Origin of the sequence: Leptospira langatensis, assembly GCF_004770615.1 — a bacterium.
GTDB lineage: Bacteria > Spirochaetota > Leptospiria > Leptospirales > Leptospiraceae > Leptospira_B > Leptospira_B langatensis.
This window is the reverse complement of the sequence record NZ_RQER01000011.1, coordinates 404,482-423,372: the sequence shown is the minus strand read 5'-3', so window position 1 is coordinate 423,372 and position 18,891 is coordinate 404,482. Positions and strand designations below refer to the sequence as shown.

At 44.8% G+C, this 18,891-nt stretch carries 19 protein-coding genes; 13 read left to right on the top strand and 6 right to left on the bottom strand.

Annotation, left to right across the window (positions count from 1 at the left end; all coding sequences use genetic code 11):
• Nucleotides 1-123: 123 nt before the first annotated feature.
• The 5 genes from EHO57_RS17995 to EHO57_RS17975 all read left to right on the top strand — a co-directional run bounded on the left by EHO57_RS17995 (nucleotide 124) and on the right by EHO57_RS17975 (nucleotide 5,812).
• Complete coding sequence (locus tag EHO57_RS17995; protein WP_135642429.1) at nucleotides 124-1,275, top strand: helix-turn-helix domain-containing protein; 1,152 nt, start codon at nucleotides 124-126, stop codon at nucleotides 1,273-1,275.
• Between the two features lie 145 nt (nucleotides 1,276-1,420).
• The gene (locus tag EHO57_RS17990) at nucleotides 1,421-2,488 is read left to right on the top strand and encodes a fatty acid desaturase (protein WP_135642427.1); all 1,068 of its coding nucleotides are present in this window, start codon (nucleotides 1,421-1,423) and stop codon (nucleotides 2,486-2,488) included.
• Between the two features lie 121 nt (nucleotides 2,489-2,609).
• Nucleotides 2,610-3,509 (top strand): DMT family transporter, encoded by a 900-nt coding sequence (locus EHO57_RS17985; protein WP_246050789.1) that lies wholly within the window; start codon nucleotides 2,610-2,612, stop codon nucleotides 3,507-3,509.
• Between the two features lie 4 nt (nucleotides 3,510-3,513).
• Nucleotides 3,514-5,205, top strand: coding sequence for a glycosyl hydrolase family 67 (locus tag EHO57_RS17980; protein WP_135642425.1), 1,692 nt, complete (start codon nucleotides 3,514-3,516; stop codon nucleotides 5,203-5,205).
• A gap of 43 nt (nucleotides 5,206-5,248) precedes the next feature.
• Nucleotides 5,249-5,812 (top strand): MORN repeat-containing protein, encoded by a 564-nt coding sequence (locus tag EHO57_RS17975; RefSeq protein WP_135642423.1) that lies wholly within the window; start codon nucleotides 5,249-5,251, stop codon nucleotides 5,810-5,812.
• Nucleotides 5,813-5,863: 51 nt separating this feature from the next.
• Here EHO57_RS17975 and EHO57_RS17970 read toward each other — a convergent pair whose 3' ends face one another.
• From EHO57_RS17970 to EHO57_RS17960, 3 genes are read right to left on the bottom strand one after another with little or no spacing between them, the layout of a single operon-like run.
• Nucleotides 5,864-6,070 (bottom strand): hypothetical protein, encoded by a 207-nt coding sequence (locus EHO57_RS17970; RefSeq protein WP_246050788.1) that lies wholly within the window; start codon nucleotides 6,068-6,070, stop codon nucleotides 5,864-5,866.
• A 38-nt stretch (nucleotides 6,071-6,108) separates the two neighbouring features.
• Nucleotides 6,109-6,696: an LIC11469 family lipoprotein adhesin Lsa20 gene (lsa20, locus tag EHO57_RS17965; RefSeq protein WP_135642421.1), complete on the bottom strand. Its 588-nt coding sequence runs from the start codon at nucleotides 6,694-6,696 to the stop codon at nucleotides 6,109-6,111.
• Nucleotide 6,697: 1 nt separating this feature from the next.
• Nucleotides 6,698-8,182, bottom strand: coding sequence for an NADase-type glycan-binding domain-containing protein (locus tag EHO57_RS17960; protein ID WP_135642419.1), 1,485 nt, complete (start codon nucleotides 8,180-8,182; stop codon nucleotides 6,698-6,700).
• 187 nt (nucleotides 8,183-8,369) lie between these two features.
• Between EHO57_RS17960 and EHO57_RS17955 the strand changes: the two genes are divergently transcribed.
• The 3 genes from EHO57_RS17955 (at nucleotide 8,370) to EHO57_RS17945 (ending at nucleotide 10,623) form a co-directional block, all read left to right on the top strand.
• Nucleotides 8,370-8,801 (top strand): Rrf2 family transcriptional regulator, encoded by a 432-nt coding sequence (locus EHO57_RS17955; RefSeq protein ID WP_135642417.1) that lies wholly within the window; start codon nucleotides 8,370-8,372, stop codon nucleotides 8,799-8,801.
• Nucleotides 8,802-8,897: 96 nt separating this feature from the next.
• Nucleotides 8,898-9,533: an NAD(P)-dependent oxidoreductase gene (locus tag EHO57_RS17950; RefSeq protein WP_135642415.1), complete on the top strand. Its 636-nt coding sequence runs from the start codon at nucleotides 8,898-8,900 to the stop codon at nucleotides 9,531-9,533.
• Between the two features lie 88 nt (nucleotides 9,534-9,621).
• Nucleotides 9,622-10,623, top strand: a complete 1,002-nt coding sequence (locus tag EHO57_RS17945) for an alpha/beta hydrolase (RefSeq protein ID WP_135642413.1) — start codon at nucleotides 9,622-9,624, stop codon at nucleotides 10,621-10,623.
• Between the two features lie 96 nt (nucleotides 10,624-10,719).
• Here the strand turns inward: EHO57_RS17945 and EHO57_RS17940 are convergent, their stop codons facing one another.
• Nucleotides 10,720-11,595: a LysR family transcriptional regulator gene (locus EHO57_RS17940; RefSeq protein WP_135642411.1), complete on the bottom strand. Its 876-nt coding sequence runs from the start codon at nucleotides 11,593-11,595 to the stop codon at nucleotides 10,720-10,722.
• Nucleotides 11,596-11,692: 97 nt separating this feature from the next.
• Here EHO57_RS17940 and leuC point away from each other — a divergent pair, with 97 nt between their 5' ends.
• The 3 genes from leuC (at nucleotide 11,693) to EHO57_RS17925 (ending at nucleotide 14,769) form a co-directional block, all read left to right on the top strand.
• Nucleotides 11,693-13,093 carry a 3-isopropylmalate dehydratase large subunit gene (gene leuC, locus EHO57_RS17935; protein WP_135642408.1) on the top strand — a complete coding sequence of 467 codons (1,401 nt, stop codon included), beginning with the start codon at nucleotides 11,693-11,695 and terminating at the stop codon, nucleotides 13,091-13,093.
• The gene (gene leuD / locus EHO57_RS17930; protein ID WP_135642406.1) at nucleotides 13,090-13,722 is read left to right on the top strand and encodes a 3-isopropylmalate dehydratase small subunit; all 633 of its coding nucleotides are present in this window, start codon (nucleotides 13,090-13,092) and stop codon (nucleotides 13,720-13,722) included. Before leuC ends, leuD begins: the two co-directional genes overlap by 4 nt.
• Nucleotides 13,723-13,845: 123 nt before the next feature.
• Nucleotides 13,846-14,769 carry a lysophospholipid acyltransferase family protein gene (locus EHO57_RS17925; protein WP_210409996.1) on the top strand — a complete coding sequence of 308 codons (924 nt, stop codon included), beginning with the start codon at nucleotides 13,846-13,848 and terminating at the stop codon, nucleotides 14,767-14,769.
• 79 nt (nucleotides 14,770-14,848) lie between these two features.
• Here EHO57_RS17925 and EHO57_RS17920 read toward each other — a convergent pair whose 3' ends face one another.
• A complete protein-coding gene (locus tag EHO57_RS17920) occupies nucleotides 14,849-15,124 on the bottom strand; it encodes a hypothetical protein (RefSeq protein ID WP_135642402.1) in 276 nt (91 codons plus the stop codon).
• A 170-nt stretch (nucleotides 15,125-15,294) separates the two neighbouring features.
• Between EHO57_RS17920 and EHO57_RS17915 the strand changes: the two genes are divergently transcribed.
• Nucleotides 15,295-15,579: a hypothetical protein gene (locus tag EHO57_RS17915; RefSeq protein ID WP_135642400.1), complete on the top strand. Its 285-nt coding sequence runs from the start codon at nucleotides 15,295-15,297 to the stop codon at nucleotides 15,577-15,579.
• A gap of 49 nt (nucleotides 15,580-15,628) precedes the next feature.
• On the opposite strand, the gene EHO57_RS17910 is transcribed toward EHO57_RS17915, so the two are convergent.
• Nucleotides 15,629-16,435, bottom strand: coding sequence for an enoyl-CoA hydratase-related protein (locus tag EHO57_RS17910; RefSeq protein WP_135642398.1), 807 nt, complete (start codon nucleotides 16,433-16,435; stop codon nucleotides 15,629-15,631).
• A 144-nt stretch (nucleotides 16,436-16,579) separates the two neighbouring features.
• Here EHO57_RS17910 and EHO57_RS17905 point away from each other — a divergent pair, with 144 nt between their 5' ends.
• Nucleotides 16,580-18,574 (top strand): sensor histidine kinase, encoded by a 1,995-nt coding sequence (locus EHO57_RS17905; protein ID WP_135642396.1) that lies wholly within the window; start codon nucleotides 16,580-16,582, stop codon nucleotides 18,572-18,574.
• Nucleotides 18,575-18,891: the final 317 nt, after the last annotated feature.

Below are 18,891 nucleotides of genomic sequence, written 5' to 3'. Positions count from 1 at the left end.
TCTATCAGAAAGGGAGAGGGAACTGGCTGTCGAAGATACTACAGAAAATTTCCCTTTCTCTTCTCCAGGAAGCACCCAAGGGAATTCTTGACAGAGGGATTTTGCTCCTGAAATCTCCCTGCCATGCCCAATCCCGGACTCCTGAGTCAAAGTTACGACAACGCAAACCCCTGGTTCCTGATCTTCTGGGGGATCACTCAGTTCGGAGCGGCTCTGGGGATCCTAATGTCCCTTGGGCAATTGGTCATGGAGAAGAAGACTTCCCTGAACCGATTACTAGCACTTCTTTTCTTCCAAATGGGCTTATTGCAGGCTTGCTTTCTGCTCCTAGTTTCTGGCGAATACAGGGAATTTCCCAGGATTTCCCTGGCGGAGTTGCCTCTCATCGCTTCTACAGGACCGATTTTATTTGGGATCCACAGAGTGAGCCAGGACCAAGACTCCGACAAGAACGGTTTCTTAGGACTTTCCAATAAGCATCTGGTTTTGCCCATATTGGTTTGGATCGTGTATTTAGCTGCGATCTCTATTCTTCCTGTTTCTTATATGGTGGATAAGATCACTCTCTTCATGACCCAGACCGGTTGGAATGAGGGGGAGATCCTTCTTCTGCTTCCTCTTCTTAACCTCGGGTTTTATATCTGGCTTATCATTTGGGGAAGCTGGGATCTATTCCGGTGGGAGATCCTACAAGAAGAATGGACCGCAAGGATCCTTCTATTCATGGTGATTGCCACCTTCGCGAACATGGCATTCGGAGCCTTCTTCTTAGCCTCTAAATCCCCTCTTTCCCTATTGGGTTGCTCAGCCATGATGGGACTCAGCCTTTGCCTCGCCTATCTGATCGGGCATAAACGGCCCGCATTCTTCCAAACCTTGCAAGAAGTGAGCGAGGCTGCGAGACAGAAATATACACGTTCTCTTCTTCTCGGAGTGGACCGAAACGCGCTTCGCGAAAATCTAAAACAGCTCATGGAGAGAGACAAACTCTATCGGGACGAGGAGCTAAGTCTGGCTGATCTTGCCGACGAGCTGGCACTTTCTACCCACCAAGTATCGGAGTTGATCAACCAGGAACTCGGGATCAACTTCTCCGCATTCGTAAACGATTATAGGATCAAAGAGGCTTGTGAACTTCTCCAAAAGGAACCGGATCGTTCTGTCTTGGATATCGCGTTCGCAGTCGGATTTGCAACCAAATCCTCCTTCCATAGGGCATTTCAAAAACATACAGGCAAGACACCTTCTCAATTCAGAGGCAGCGAACCAGTTTGATATCTAACCGATCGACCTCGCCTCGAGTCCCAGAGTAGATGTTTATAGAATGAGACAAGTAAGCGGGTGGCATTCGATCAATTGGGACGACGGATACCGAAATCTTCCGTAAGATATGGTATCTGAAAACAAACGGAGGAAACCGATGATCGCCATTGCAGAAAGACAGACGAGTCAGGTTCCAACCAAACTTTACCAAAGACTTTCTTCTAAAGAGAAGAGTAAACGGATCATGAAATGGATCCGCTTACGCGACAAGAAATTGCGCCAAAAATTCGGATTCTTAAAACACCAGGACGCTTTGGGTCTTGGAATCACTCTGGGTTCCGCTTCCGGAATGATCCTCTTCGCCGGTCTATACATCGCAGGCATCATACCAGCATGGGCCTGCATCGTTGTAAACGGAGTTCTTGCTTCTCTCTTGCACGAAATAGAGCACGACCTGATCCATAATCTGTACTATAAGGATAATCTCAGGATCCAAAACCTCATGTTCTGGACCGTTTGGATCTTCCGAGGAAACACTGTCAGTCCTTGGTATAGAAGAATGATCCACACTCTTCATCATAAGGTTTCCGGTCATAGAGAGGATATCGAAGAGCGTCTTATCGGAAACGGAATGAAATTCGGTTGGAAGAGATTCATTACCATGCTAGACGGAAATATGTCCTTCTTATTCCAGGCTCATATTCTGAGAAGAGAGGCTCCTAAGTTCAAGAGAAGTGAGATCACCCGATCCAGTTGGCCTTATCTCGTGATCTTCTATCATCTTTGGTACAATTTCTTATTTATTAATTTGTTCTATATCGGGAACGAACTCTTAGGAAAACCCGTAGAAGTTCCTGCTTGGTTGGATTCTATTCGCCATTTTCTGAATATCGCTGCGGTGGTTTATACGATCCCGAATTGGATCCGTCAGACTAGCATTCAGATCGTTTCTTCGAATATGCATTATTACGGAGATGTGAAGGGACTCCACGACCAAACCCAAATATTGAATCGTTGGTTCTTATTTCCTCTGCACCTGTTCTGTTTCAATTTCGGGAGCACTCATGGCATCCACCATTTCGTCGTGAACCAACCCTTTTATCTACGCCAAGCAGTTGCACCCTTCGTGCATCCAGCCATGAAGAGATATGGGATCCGATTCAACGATTTCGGAAGTATCTTTAGAGCCAATCGATTGGGAAATCAGGAAGCATTGCTCACGTAAACGATCCACCTCTATCTTTGCCGGATTTAGACGAAAAAGAGATCTTTTCGTCTAAATCCTTCTCTTTTTCGATTATTACAAACTCTTGAATTTCCAGATCAGATATTAGGAATTCCTTTTCTTGCCGTATGCCGATTCTAAACTGGACCTGCCGATGCAGGAAAATCGACTTAGAACTTATCTCGAATTTCAGCTTTCTCAGCTCCTGATCAGCGGAAACGTTCTCTTCGCGCAACTTCTTTCTTACTCCCCTTCCATGATCAACTGGGGAAGGACCTTATTTGCATTTATTCTACTAGGCGGCTTTCTATATCTTCGTAAGCGTCCCTTCTTCTTTCCTTCTAAGAAAGATAATGCGATCTCTTTCGGATTGGGCCTTGTCCTAGCGGCGCATTGGGTCACCTTCTTTGCATCCGCGCAAACCGGAAATATTGCGATCGCAGTTTTGACACTGTTCACTCATCCTGTATGGACCGTTTTACTAGAGCCTCTCTTCTTTCCTTCCAGAGTCAGGCTCTTGGATTTGGGAATGGCCCTTCTTGTTTTCTTCGGGATGTGGATCCTTGTACCTAGTTTCGATCTAAACGATTCATATTTGATCGCCGTAATATTGGGACTCGTCTCTTCTCTTTGCATGGCATTCCGAAACCTTCTCACTAAGAAATATCTTTCAGATCACGGTTCTACTCAGGTCATGTTCCATCAGACGTTAGTCACCTGCCTTTCCTTAAGTCCGATCTTATTCTTCGAATCTACGTTTTCCACGATAAGAGACTGGAGTCTGATCCTTCTCTTAGGAGTCTTCTTAACTGCGATCGGACATACCTTTTATATCAAAGCGGTATTTCGAATGAAGGTAAAGACCGCAGGACTCCTTTCTACTGTACAGCCCGTATATTCCGCAATCCTTGCTTGGCTTATTCTGGGAGAAGTTCCTAGACAACAAGAGTTCTTGGGAGGAGGGTTCATTCTTCTTGCTGCCTGTATAGAAACATTACGCTACCAGAAAAAGACGGAATAATCCCATGCTCACCTTAGTAGACGGTTCGGCTCCCTTCTTCTTAGAGTCCTCTAAGAGATCCCAAAACTGGTCCAAGGCTCCTCTGTCCCATCTGGAGAAATCCTCCCTTCCTTCCAGGAAGAAACATAAACGAGTCCGGGAATCCTTTTCCAAATATACGAAACGAATTTCTAAATTAGGTTTCAATGCGATCAGCTTGGACGAGTTTTGTTATCTGGCAAATTATCCTTTCTATCCCCAAAACCTTGCGGAAAAGATCAGATCTTACAGGAAGAAATATAAGAAATTATTCAAGATCGCAGTCTCCCAAGATCTAAAGATCTTTCTTACGAGCGATTTCTTTTCCGTAAACGAATCCATCTCCAAGGCGACCGGGAATGAACTGGAAAAGATCACTACTCTCTTCGAAAGCGGACTGGACGATGTTTTCACTTCCTTTCCTGAGATCTCAGGCATCATCCTGAGGATAGGTGAATCGGATGGAGTGGATGTGACCGGCGATTTTAGAAGTAAACTCCTCCTAAAAGATCCCGAACAAGCAAACAAATTCCTAAAAACGATCCTACCGGTCTTCGAAAAACATAATAAAACCTTAATATTTCGGACCTGGACCCTGGGCGCGTATAGCATTGGGGACCTGATCTGGAATCCGAAGACCTATAAAAAAGTGTTCGAAGGCATCCAAAGCAAGTCTCTCATCGTTTCGTTAAAATACGGAGAAGGAGACTTCTTCCGTCATCTCGCTTTAAATCCACTCTTCTTTGCGGATGAAAGACCGAAACTCTTGGAATTACAGGCAAGAAGGGAATATGAAGGCTTCGGAGAATATCCTAGTTTCGTGGGTTGGCAATACGGGAATTATAGGGACCAATTATTAGGAAAAGCGAATCTAGCTGGGATCAGCGTTTGGACACAGACGGGAGGCTGGTCTTCCTTCAAGAATATTACGTTCTTAAAAGGTTCTTCTTATTGGAACGAATTGAATTCCTATGTTTCCTTGAAACTATTCACGGAACCGAACTGGACTGTAGAAGATTGTATTCAAAAATTCTACGGAAAGAAGGATCTGAGCGAGTTCATTCGATTTTTAAGATTGAGCGATCAAGTAATAGAGGATCTACTCTACGATCCTTGTTTCGCAAAGCAAACCCTATATGTGCATAGGGTTCGTATTCCTACCCTTCTTCATATTACTTGGGACAGGATCACTGTCTCTGATCCTTTCCGCGCTGTATATTCCAGATTGAATCCAACTCCTTCCGAATCCTTACGATTGGGAGAAGAGGCATATTCCTCTTTGGAGGAAATGAAACGGATCTCTAAGAAGCTAGATCTTCCTTACGATTCCAGATTCCAGACCAAGACTTTCAAACTGATCTTGAATTGCAGAAAACTTTTGTACCAAGAAGACGTTCCCTTATTCTTGGAAACGAAACGACTCGCAAAGGAATTCCATAAGAAGTATCCAAAGACCTTTCGTTTTCAGATCTCCCGACCGAAATCGAGGCCATCCTGGATTGCTGGCCTCTTCTTCAGGCTGTATTTAAGAAAGAGAAGTAAGTATCGTTTCATAGATAGGATCCTATTCCATCCCATACTCAGAAAGATCTATTATCTGGTATTTTTGGGCATCCGAAACAGACTTCCCGATTTTATCAATAGCCAGGGAATGCCGATCCGGGAATTGCTCAGCTGAAATCGGATTGACGGATCTTTCCTTACAGTGGAAAATCCTTCCCATGTTCCGTTTTACCTTTCGCATTCTAATCCTTCTCTTCGCAATTTTTCTAATATTCGATTGCTCTAGTTCGGATACAAAGGATTCCTCCGGTTCGGACGCATCTTCCGGAAATTCCTCTTCCTCAGAAGCAAGCGCTTCTTCCCGCTCCGCGAACTTGGGAGATGAATCGGAAGATGGCCGATGCGAGGCCGGAGATTGTGAGAATGGAAATGGCACCTATACCTATTCCACCGGAGACAAATACGTTGGTGGTTTCAAGAACGGCCTTCGGGAAGGAAGAGGAAAATTCGAATATAAGAACGGGGATAAGTTCGAAGGAAGCTTCCAAGCAGACCAGAAAGAAGGATCCGGAACATACTCCTATTCCAACGGGACCTTGCTGCAAGGAAACTTTTCAGGCGGAGTATTGAAAGGCGCAGGAACTGTTACCTTTTCGGACGGAAGTTCCTTAGAGGCAGAGTTCAAGGACAATTCGAACTCCAACCCTGGAAAATACACTCGAGCAGACGGCTCGGAAGACGAATGCTCTCTACAAAACAAAGCGGTCTACTGTTCTAAATAATTTCCGAATAAAATCCACTACTCGAAACAAGACCGCGAATCGGATCTAAGCTCAATGAGGAACCGGATATCCCAGTTCCTTATGGATCAGCTCGTAAACTTTTTCATGAGTAGAATGATAGATCTCCTTAGAAGCGCATTTCGCTTTTAAGAATTCACGAACCTTCTGATGATCGGGATACAATCCGGCTACGTAATTGACCTCATGATCCTCCTGACAGTTGAAAAGGTTTCTGTCCCTCGACATATCTCTTGCCATACTATTCTCCTATTTCATTCTAATTTTATAATATAGAATTACTCATCCGAATGGGAATGCGCACTTTGGCTCTCCCATTCCTTTGCCTGAGACGGATCCACTCGTACCAAGGTATGAGTGATATCGAATTCCTCACTTGCCCAATTCGGCATGGTACGGATCTCCACTACCCTATACCAAACCGATCCCGGCTCCACTTGGAATAGATGATTCACGCAAAGGCATTTGAATTTAAAACCAAAACCAAACTCGGGAGGATCCACCGCATGAGGAGCAGCAAAGAAATAGAGTTTTTCCTTGGTTTCGTTCTTATACACCAAAGCAAATCTTCTAGTCTCACCGGCGCTTAGTACAAGTTTGGAATCGGGAATAGAAGAAGAGACCGGCGCTTCTTCCATTCTTGCCGCAGTACTTGTGTCCCAAAGACGGACCGGCCTTTGAGAGGCCAGCTCATAGATCTCCATTTTACCGGGAAGTCCCTTGTACAGCCATTGGATGCGTACAGGAACTCCTCCCTTCTTTCCCGCAAGATTCAAGGAGAAGGATTCCTGGGAACCTTCCTTCTTGCAGTTGAAAAGAAGGAAAAGGATCAGGCCACAGAGGATCTGGGATTTTCGATCTATCATTTTACTCTTGGATCAGTTCTAGAGTGGAGAAATCGAAGGTTTTACCAGGATTCTCATTTTGGACATAGATCTTGTCCCCGGATTTACGGATACGGATGGTCTCTTGGAAGATCTTCTCCCCATTTTCCGGATCATCGCTTCGGTTACAGTCCCTTCCGCAGCCATTGCAATCTCCTCCGTAGTATTCCTCGTTATATTCTCTCGCACTCATCTTTCTCACGAGTCCGAAGATCCTAAGCTTGAGCCCATCAGGCTTGGCTTCCTTAATTTCATAATTTCCTAATGCAAAGAAGGTCTTATTGATCTTTCCGTCTCCGTCCGCTTCCGCTGAAGAAGTATTTCCCTCGAAGAAAAGACTTCCATCGGATCTCAAACGCAGAGTCCAATTCGAAGAAAGAAGTTCCGGTTTTGCTTCTTCGGGATTTGTAGCATTCTCTTCAGTAGCGGGAGGAGTAGCTTCTCCTGTTTGAGGCTGCTCCGTGCTTGCCGCAGCAGTCGGTATACTTCCGTAGAATTCACTTCCTACAAAACTCCAGTTGAGAACATTAGTCACACCAGCGGCGGTAAACTGGAAGAAATTATGTTTAGCGATCTTATGCACTTGCTCCATAGGATTTGGAAGAAGCCATTCTTCCCCGTCGGAGAAACGGATCTCACTGATCACGAGTCCCTTATAATCTTTTCCTTCGTAAATGGAATCTACGGTCAGTCTTAGATTATTTCCTTCGAAAGGCTTCGGAAGATGGATCGTCTGAGGACCTAAGATATCCTGTACTTCGATCTTTTCGGAATATCCTCCGTCTCCGGTAAGAGTGGCTGTCTTCAATCTTCCGTTCGTTTGGCAATGCCTATCGGACCTTTGGTAGCCGTTCCAGATCTTGATTGAAGTGATCTTCTGTTTTTCTTTAAAAGAAAAATCTAATATAACTCCCTTTCCTCTTTTGTCCGAAGCCCAGGCATACTCATATCTGGAATCGAAGAGATTCATCACATCATAGGAAAGATTCGGCTTTGCGGTTTCGGAAGCCTTCACACTTGCTTCCACCACCTTGGGTCCCTTCCATCTCATCTTGGAACCCTTCTCATCGTAGAAATTGATCTTTTGGATGCAGATGTCCTGGTTCTTATGGAAATTAAAAGTCACGGATCTAGTATTTCGAGGAGTCTCGAACTTGACTGCAGCGGTGGAACCCTTTTCCAGGTCCTGGCTATATTCATCAAAGTTAATATAGGCGGTGATTGGTTCCGAAAATTCCCCGTTACACGATTCAACTTCTATCTTGGATAGTTGGAAGGTCTCGTCCGGATAAAAATGCAGTTTTACGAATTTCGCTCCTTTTTCCGGTCTCCAGCTCTTTCCGTCCAAAATATCGAAAGGCAATCCGCTCTCCATGGAAGTAGCGGTGATCATGGAAACAGGCAATTTCTTTCCGCACTCGAATAGAAGCGAAGCGCAAAGCACCAAAAGGAAATAATTTTTGAACATAGGTATTTCTCCCTACCGATTAGCAAAGAGCAGAAATAACTTTCCATTGGATCGGAGAAAACCGAAAAACAAGGGGCCTGACTTATTTTTTGCTACGGATCCTGAGCCAGATTTAGGTTTCCGACCGTCTTAAAATATGATTGGCGGAAACCAAAGATTGCAGTACGCTTACGAATAGGACGATCCAATGTCTATCCCGAGTAGATACCCCATAGCCATCCATATTCTATCCTTGATCGAAAAGGACGGAGAAGAAGCGAGTTCTTCTCAGGTCATGGCGGATAGCATAGGCACGAATCCCGTGGTAGTCAGAAGTCTTATGGGGAAACTAAAAAGAGCAGGCCTCATCCAATCCAAGCAAGGTGTCCCTGGGGCCAAATTAGCCAAGCCTCCCGAAGAGATCCGACTCATCCAGATCTACAAGGCGGTGGAATCCGAAGGGCCCCTCTTCTCCATTCATGATAAACCGAACCCAAAATGTCCCGTGGGAAAGAAGATCCAGACCGCACTCACAGGAATCTTCCAAGAGGCACAATCTGCCCTAGAGGCCAAATTGGCAGAGTTCAATCTGTCCGACGTTTTGTACAATCTGGATTCGGATAAAAAGAAAAGAGCTTAGAATTTCAGAAGGATTCTTTGTTTCCCTCTCTCAAATTTAACTTGTAATTTTAAATGTTACAAGTAAGCCTGGCTTAAGAACATTCGGGAGAATAGAATGAAAATCGTAGTATTCGGAGCAACAGGGATGATCGGGCATAGGATCGTGGCAGACGCACTTTCCAGAGGCCATGAGGTGGTCGCGGTTTCTCGCAATATTTCCAAACTTGCACAAGAAGATAAGAATCTAACGAAGAAATCCGGAGATATCCTGGATACAAAATTCGTAACTGAGCTAGCCAAGGGAGCCGATGCGGTGATCAGTGCTCATGGTCCAGGAAAAGAAGAGATATCTAAAGTCCCTGCCATCATTTCTTCTCTCTTAGAAGGAACTCATGCAGCCGGTGATACTAAAGTCTATTTTGTGGGAGGCGCGGGAAGTTTGAAAGTCGCTCCGAATCTGGATCTAGTAGATGCTCCCAGCTTTCCGGAAGAATACAAAGAAGTTGCTCTCGTTCATAGGAACGCACTCCAATTCATGCGCAATTCCAAGTTTACTCATTGGACCTACCTAAGCCCCGCAGCTTATATCTATCCGGGCGAGAAGGCAGGCAAATACCGTTTGGGAACCGAAGAACTTGTCAAAGACTCCGAAGGAAATAGCAAGATCTCTGTGGACGATTTCGCGGATGCGATGCTAAACGAGGTAGAGAATCCTAAACATTTGGGAAAGAGATTCACACTCGCCTATTAAACAAAAATCCTTGCGCAGAATTCGCAAGGAATAGAATGTCTTTTGGTCGCTTCTTTCTAAGAACGGAAGCGACTGGAGAGCATATCGGATGAAGAAAATATTACAAAGAATTGGGATCGGTCTCGGACTGATCGTAGTTCTCTACGTAGGTATCTATTACGCTACCTTTCCCAAATACGAATTCCATTCCAGCATCGACCTGAACCAAGACTTCAATTCCTTCTATAAGTTAAAATTAGAAGAAACCAAATCCAAGAAAGGAAGGGTCGGTTCCGAAGAGAAATTGATCCGTTTCTCTCCGGGTAAAACGGAAAATGCAATCCTTTACATTCACGGTTTCGGAGCTTCCCGCGCAGAAGGAGAAGCAACTGTGGACCAGATCGCCTCCAAATTGAAGGCGAATACCTATTATCTGCGTCTTCCTGGCCATGGCACAAATAACGAGGATCATAGAGACACTCCTTTCACAGAATATCTAAGAGTGGCCGAAGAGACCTTCCTGATGATGGACAAATTAGGAAATCATACTATTCTAATGGGTACCAGTATGGGCGGGTTGATCTCTACCTATCTTGCTTCGAAGTATCCGGATAAGGTCAGGGTTCTCGTCCTATATTCCCCGTTTTACGATTTCTCTGTTCCTCTTGGCAGGCTTTTCTTCTATCCAGGAGGGACCGCACTCGGTGAAACGATCCAAGGGAAGATCCGAAAATCCCCTCCCAAGAAACCGGACGACGGGATAGGAGAGCATTATTACGAGTATTGGTACAAGGATCAGTATCTGGCAGCAGTTAAAAACGTAAGCGAGGCGACCAAATTCGTTCTCGCCCAAGATCCGTTCCCAAAGATCACCAGCCCTACTCTATTAGTATATTATTATAAGGACAAGGACCACCAGGACAAGACTGCTAGTGTAACCGCGATGTTAGACGCATTCTCCAAGATCGGCGGGGAACATCCGAATCCCTTGAACACAAAAGTCGCGATCGAAGAGGGAAGCCATGTTCTTACCTCTACGCATGTCCATTCAGATAAACCAAAAGTGGAAGCAACGGTTCTAGACTTCTTAAAGAAGGCAGGGATCCGTTAAAGTCGCTTGTAGCAACCAAGGAATTTCCCTCCGGTCTAAAGCCGGAAGGAAATTCTCTCATTCCACAAAAACCGCCAGCGATTCTCTTTTAGCGGGTCATATTCCTTTTCTTCCATACGAATAGATCTCTTCTGCAAGAAGGGATACTCCGCTTCGGATCTTCTTCTTATAACATAAATAGAACTTTCTTTCAGTGATCCAATCTTCGAGCTGTATTTTCCTGAGTTTGGGTGTGATCGAATATTCAGACAAGAAGCCGATCCCAAGTCCCTCTTCTAAAGAACGGATCACAGATTCTACACTCCTAAGCTCCATTCCGATCTTAGGCCGGATCTCCTTTGCAAAGGATTTGATCTTCTTTTCCACTGCCTTTCTCAATGCGGAGGCAGGATGAAATAGTACGAAAGACTCTTTGAATAGATCTTCGGCCCTGATCTTCTTTTTGGAGAAGATGGGATGATCCTTAGAAGCAACAGGAAAGATCCTATCCGACAAGAATTCTAAGGAAGTCAATCCGGGCTCGGAGATCGGTCCAGTCAAGATTCCCAGGTCCGCTTCTCCTTTTAGGACAGCATCCTTGGTTTCCTGGGCATCTCCTTCTCTCACGGAAAGGGAAAGCTTGGGCCTTTTTTGTAGGATCTCCTTCAAGATAGGTGGAAGGATCCAAGCGGATACGGTTCCCCCTGCGGAAATAGAATAATGACCCTTCAATTCCTTATCCCCCGAAAGGTCTTCCTGCATTCTGTCCCAGAGTTCCTTCATTTGCTGGGAGTATTGATAAAAGATCTCTCCCTCATGCGTCAGTCGAACTCCCTTTCCCCCTCTCTCTAAGACCCTGACCCCAAGTTCCGTTTCCAAAAGAGAGATCTGCCTGGATAAGGCAGGCTGGGTCAGTCCCAATCGAGAAGCGGCCCTCTGGAAGGTGCCTGCCTCCGAGATCTCCAAGAAATAACGGATCTGTCTGAATTCCATGGCATTCCTACTTATAACTTTTAGTTATATATTATATTAATCCTATTTATTTGCATTATATTAAAATCTTTGTTAGCCTATTTGACAAGGGGTTTTTATGGGCAAGACTTTATACGATAAGATCTGGGAGAGCCGAAAGGTTTCCCGTTCGGAGAAGGAGGACCTTCTCTATGTGGATAGACATATCCTGCATGAGGTGACTTCCGCTCAGGCATTTGCCGGCTTAAGGGAGAAAGGAAGAAGGATCCGAAGACCGGATCTTACCTTCGGAGTGGTAGATCATAATGTTTCCACTCGGAACAGAAAGGATAAGGGAGCCGCGGGTCCGATCTCCAAATTGCAGATTGAGACCATGGAAAAGAACTGTGAACAATTCGGTCTTCGTTTATTCGGACCGGAAGATCCGGAACAAGGGATTGTGCATGTTCTTGGACCGGAGCTTGGCTTTCCGGTTCCCGGAGGCGTCTTGGTATGCGGGGATTCTCATACAGCCACCCAAGGCGCCTTCGGGACATTGGCATTCGGGATAGGAACAAGTGAAGTGGAGCATGTACTTGCCACTCAAACATTAAAACAATCTAAAGTAAGGTCTATGCTAGTCCGTTTCATAGGAGAGCCTGCCTATGGGATCACTGCTAAGGATGTTGTCTTGGCACTCATTACGAAGATAGGGACTGCCGGAGGACAGGGATACGTTTTGGAATACTCAGGATCTTGGATCAGTTCGCTTTCCATGGAAGGAAGAATGACCCTTTGCAATATGAGCATTGAAGCCGGTGCGAGAGCAGGACTGATCGCTCCCGACCGGATCACATTCGATTATTTGAAAGGAAGAAGGCTAAGTCCCAAAGGAGAAGAGTTCCAGAAAGCAGTAGAATACTGGGAGACATTCTTCTCCGATCCGGATGCCGTTTTTGACAAGGAAATCGAATTCGATATTTCTAAAATAGAACCTCAGGTAACTTGGGGAACGAACCCGGCCCAAAGTTTGTCTATCGATTCGGTCGTTCCCGATCCGGACAGATTCGAAGATAGTATCAAAAAAGAAACCGGATGGAGAGCGTTAGAATATATGGATCTAAAACCGGGAACTCCTCTTTCCGAGATCCATATCGATAAGGTATTCATAGGCTCTTGCACCAATTCCAGAATAGAAGACTTGAGAGCCGCAGCCGAAGTCGCCAAAGGAAGAAAGGTGCATCCTAAGGTACTAGCACTCGTAGTCCCGGGTTCGGGAGCGGTAAAACGTCAGGCGGAATCGGAAGGATTGGATAAGATCTTTTTGGAAGCTGGCTTCGAGTGGAGAGAACCCGGCTGCTCTCTTTGCTTGGGAATGAACGATGATGTATTACTTCCCGGAGAAAGATGTGCTTCTACATCCAATCGGAATTTCGAAGGAAGACAAGGACGCGGAGGACGAACTCACTTAGTTAGTCCTACGATGGCAGTGGCCGCTGCGGTCTTCGGCAAATTTACGGACGTGAGGAAATTAGCATGAACCCTAAAACTTGGACAATACACGAAGGAGTGATCGCATCCATTCCTAGAGCGGATATCGATACGGACCAGATCCTTCCCAAACAATTCATGAAAAAGATCGAAAGAAATGGTTTTGGAAAACATCTATTCCACGATTGGAGATACAAGGATGTGGAAGGGAATATTCAAAATCCTGAATTCGTTTTGAACCAGGGGCCTTTTCAGAACGCGAGCATTCTAATCGTAGGAGAAAACTTCGGATGCGGATCGAGTAGAGAGCACGCTCCTTGGGCCTTAGCCGATTTCGGGATCCGTGCGATCCTATCCGTTTCCTTTGCAGATATCTTTTCCATCAACGCTGCAAAGAACGGGATCGCTTTAGTTCGACTAAAGGAAGAAGAGATCAAAAAAATCCAGGAAGAAGTCCAAAAACATCCCGGTAAGACTCTTACTGTGGATCTGGACACTCTCCAAGTAAGATCGGATGAGCAAAACTTTTCCTTCTACTTGGAGCAAGGATCTGTGGATCGGATCCGAAACGGTTGGGACGATATCGACCTGACCTTAAGGGAAGAAGAGAAGATCCGAAGCTTCGAATCCGGATTTTTTACCGAACACCGATATCTATCGGTTTCTTGGGAGGCATAAATCCTTGCGGCTGTGAATTCTCAAGTTTACAATCGAATGAAAATTCTTTAATTCGCTGGAAAAGAAATCGGGGGTAATTATGATGTTCGTCTGATTCCCCCGACCGGGGAGAGGAACGCAAGAGTGAGCCTAACCGAATCCATACACGATAAAATCAAAACTCCTCCCGTAAAAATTCCGGACTCCGCCTTAAAAACAGGCATCTACGATCTCACAAAAGAAGAATTAGGTTCTCCGATAGAATTAAGAGAAGGAGTAACCCTACGTTATCTTACTCCGCCCCATCGCAAAAGATGGTTGTTAGATAAACTTCTTTTAGGTAGCGATCTCACTTTCTTATACGGTTACTTCCGCCAGATCATAAGAGGAAGAAAGGATGCGCTGGCCGGGACCTTCTTCGATCCAAGATGGATCGAATTATCCGGTGGTATCTTGGAACTGATGGAAGGTTGCGGAGGAAAATTCCAGATCGAAGGAATTGAGAACGTGATCTCCCCAAAGGGCCCCGTAATCTTTGCGGGAAATCATATGAGCGTTCTTGAAACATTCGTATTCCCTTATTTTCTCGTTCCTCACAGAAGAGTGACCTATGTAGTTAAGGAAAGTTTAATTAAAGGGAATTTCTTCGGTCCGATCATGAGGACAAGGGATCCGATCGCAGTAGGAAGGGAAAATCCTAGAGAAGATCTCGTAAAAGTATTGGAAGAAGGAGTTGCGCTCTTAAAAAAAGGCGTATCTATCGTAGTATTCCCGCAGAGCACAAGAACGATCAGCTTCAATCCGGCAGAATTCAACTCAATTGCAGTTAAGCTAGCTGCGAGAGCAGGAGTGCAAGTAGTCCCATTCGCGATCAAAACCGATTTTTGGCAAAATGGGAAATTGATGAAGGATCTAGGAACTCTTTCCAGAAAGAATACGATCCACATGAAATTCGGCAAGGCGATCGATCCGAAGGAAGATTCGAGGAAAGCTCAGGAAACTCTTTTGAATTTTGTATTAACGAATCTGAAAGAATGGAAGGTGCCGATCCTCGACTCCAACTCCTGAGGTAAGCTTCTTATTCTAAAAAGAAAAGCCGACGAAACGACTTCGTCGGCAAATAATCAAAAGGAAATTTAAGAAAAATCTAATATCCCCCTCCTCCACCGCCTCCATAGGCGCCCCCACCTCCACAATATGCGGCAGCGAGTACATATTCTTGATAACAAGTTGTCATTGCAGTGCTCGGATTCGCCTGAGCGCAACTTGCATACAGCAATGCGGATCCGGTACATTCGTCTTTCTTATTCTTATCGTTCTTATTCTTTCCGTTCCCGTATAGATCATCATATGCGTTACAGTTGTAAGTCCACAAAGAAGATAGAGCTACGAGGATAATTAGAATTACTTTCTTGGTTTGCATAAAAGCCTCTCCGAACAGCCGTAAAAGATTCAACTATAGGTCTAGCATTTTCTTTTTTATAAGCAATGGTTTTAAGTTAGGCTAAGCCGTTGCAGGAACAAACGATACAATTCCAGAAACCGGACGGAACCTTGGTTAGGTCATAATTTATAGATAAGAAGGTTCCGATCATGAAAGATCTAATTAGTAAGGTTTTCTACACGGCGCTACTCTTTGGGCTGATGTTTTTAGCCAACCTGAACTGTGCGAGCATGGATTCCGGATATAGAGGATACAATCGATCCGGATGTTACAACTGCGGATATAATTACGGAGGTTATTACAATAACCGATACAGACAGTATGGCGGATATCCCGGTTATCAATCCTCGGGAGGGACAAGAACTCATAATCCGTTCTTTGTGCCCGCCGGAAGATATCATAATATAGGAAGACCTTCTCACTGGAGATTATAAAAATCGAATATACTTTTGATACGAATAACCCTTTAAAAGGCTATTCGTATCAACGAAACCAGAAACGATCCCCTTCTAAAAACCGTTTCACTCCGTCCTTGGTACTTTGGCTATCCATCACAGGATAAGTATTCTCCGCCTCCAGAACGAGAGCCTCCGATACCGGCAGATCCCAACCATCTATCACGGAAGAAAGATCCGCAAGCATAGCATCCTTAGGTTGTCTGCAAATTTGGGTAGCATACGACATGGCTCTTTCAAGTCCCTTCCCTTTTTTCGTCATTTCCCAAACGAGTCCTAATTGGTAGGCCCTTTCGGCTCGGATCCTCTGTCCGGTGATGATCATAGGCAAGGCTCCTCCCCATCCGATCAAGCGGGGAAGATATACTGTTCCTCCATCAACGAGAGGAACTCCCCATCTTCTACAAGCAACGGAGAAGATCGCTTGGGGTTCCGCAATGCGAATATGCCCGTGACAGAACAATTCCAAACCTCCCGCGTACGTGTAGCCATGAGAGACAGTGATCACCGGCTTCTTTTGAACGATCCGAGTGCCTCCCATTGGTCCAGGATCCTTCTTCGCGTAATCCTTCTTCTCCACATCGCTTGTGTAGAGACCGGCGAGTAGATCCAAAGCAGTCAGATCTGCTCCCGCGGAAAAAGATTTATCTCCTGCTCCATGCAGAACGGCAACAGTCAAGGAAGGATCCTCCCGGAAATTCTTCCAGGTTTCCAGAAATAGATCCGCCATTTCCTTATTCACTGCATTATGGACTTCGGGTCGATTCATAATGATCTGCAAGATGCGACCACCAGGAACATCGTGGATCTTCGTCAAAAGTGGAGAATTAGGCATGAGGAAGAATGTAATCCCAAGTATAGAATACAGAAAGAACTTTTTGTTTCCTCTTGACACTCAGGTTTCTAAGTTAGAATCTTCAAGGAAGCCGATTCGCAAGTGATTTTCCCCGTCCAATAAGGATATTCTCCCTCTTACACCATGCAAGATCGAAATGAGAACTTAGGCGATATACAATTATCCTCTCTTTCTTACGAAACCAAAGCCTTGGAATTCGTTTCCGAATTATTCGATATCTACTCTTGGGAATGGAGACAGGGAGAAGAGGAGATACACCCTCCTTCCGAACTCATAGAACGCATCGGATTGAACGAAAAGAACTCTTCTTTCCATGATCTCATCTCCGTTATAGATCCGGAACATGCATCTGAATTTGCAAACGCAATCCAAGAAGCAAAGAAAGGGATCCTCTTCCGAACGGAAGAACTTAGGATCACTGTCCCGGGCAAAACCCCTCTCTACTTTAAGGTGGGAATCAAACCTATTCCTTCCCGCAAGGAATATAATCTGATCTTTTTATTCCAGGACATCACTCGCGTTCGTTCCGCTCAGGAAATGGGAAAGAAGATAGAGAACAGCCTCTCACAGAGCGAACGAACATTTATCGGTGCCTTTGAGAATAGCGGGATCGGAATGGCACTAGTTTCCGACAAAGGAAAATGGCTGAAGGTAAATCGTAAGCTCTGTGAGATGTTGGGTTATACCGAAGAGGAATTATTCACCAAAACCTTTCAGGACATCACACATCCCGATGATCTCTCCAAGGACCTGAATAGAGTGCAGGCTATGCTCGAAGGTGATATCGATTCCTATAAGATAGAAAAGAGATATTTCCATAAGAACGGAGAGACGATCTGGATCAATCTAAGCGTGTCTATCGTAAGGGACCAATTCGGTAAATTCCTATACTTCGTTTCTCAAATAGAGGATATCACGGAAAAGAAAAAGGCAGAGGAATCCCTACTTGCGATCAATTATGAGATGAGACAGATCTTGGACTCCGCCACTCATGTTTCCATCATTCGTACGGATCCGAATGGGATGATCCAACTGTTCAGCAGGGGCGCCGAGAATCTATTCGGATACAAGGCAGAAGAGATTGTAGGACAGTACACCACCGAATATCTTCATGACTTAGAGGACACTTTAAAAAGAAGCAAGGAGCTCTCCAACTCTCTTGGAACAGAGATCAGGGGTTTCGATACCTACAGCGAGATCGCTAAAAGAAGCACTTACGACTCAAGAGTCTGGAGATACAAGAGAAAGGACGGATCCCTCTTTCCGATGCATCTGGTACTGACTGCAGTGAGAGGACAAAACTCGGAGATCACAGGATTCTTAGGAATAGGGACCGATGTTTCTGGATCGGTGGAATACCAGGAAAGATTAGAAGAGACCAAAAGACAACTGGAAGCTCTCACGGAACAATTGAGCAGAAAAAATGCTCAGCTCCTAAACTATGCGCATATCACTTCTCACAACCTAAGAGCTCCGACGAGCAATCTGATCTCACTTGTAGAATTGATAGAAGAATCCAAATCCCAGGAAGATATCCTTTCCTTGGTGGGGAAATTCAAGGTTTCCGTAAACTACTTGCAAGAAACATTAAATAGCCTCGTAGAAGTGCTTCGCATCCAAGAGGGCAATAATCGAAAGATCGAAACTGTCAAATTCCGATCCGTTTTGGATAAGATCCTTAAGATCTTAGAAGGACAGATCCTGGAGACACATGCGGAAGTTCGTTTCGATTTTTCCGCTTTGGAGGAATGGCAATATGATAAGGTCTATATGGAAAGTATCCTTCTAAATCTTCTATCCAATTCGATTAAATATAGATCCCCAGATCGTACTCCAAAGATCTACATCCAGTCACAGATCTCAGAGGGGCAAGCCTACTTGATTGTAGAGGACAATGGGCTCGGGATCGATCTGAAGAAATACCAAAGTAAACTTTTTGGACTTCATAAAACGTTTCACAGACATCCGGATGCAAAGGGTGTAGGACTATTCTTGACCAAGTCCCAAATAGAAGCTTTGGACGGAAGGATCTCCGTCGAAAGCGAATTGAATAAGGGAACAAAAATGATAATCGAATTATATAAACCGAAAGTGTTTTCGAGTAACGGGATCGACTGAAATCGAAAACTCACGTTATCGAAAGATACTCGAACATAATTCAGATTCTTCCCTATTTAATTAGACTTAAAAACGTTTTTCATTCGATTTCTTTTAATTCCGATCGATTTCATTTTTTGGATCGAATCGGTTTGTGTTCTTTTTTTCTAAAAAGGAATTTGGGTCTTGCTCCTTCTTCTCTAAAGGCGTAAGCTAATGGTATGGATAGTACGCATAAATCGGACCAAAAGTACCGAATGAAATCGCCAAGTATGACTGTCGTGACTCATCCAAGAGCACAACCGCAAAAGCCCCTGAAATTCAGAGGTGGTAGCCAG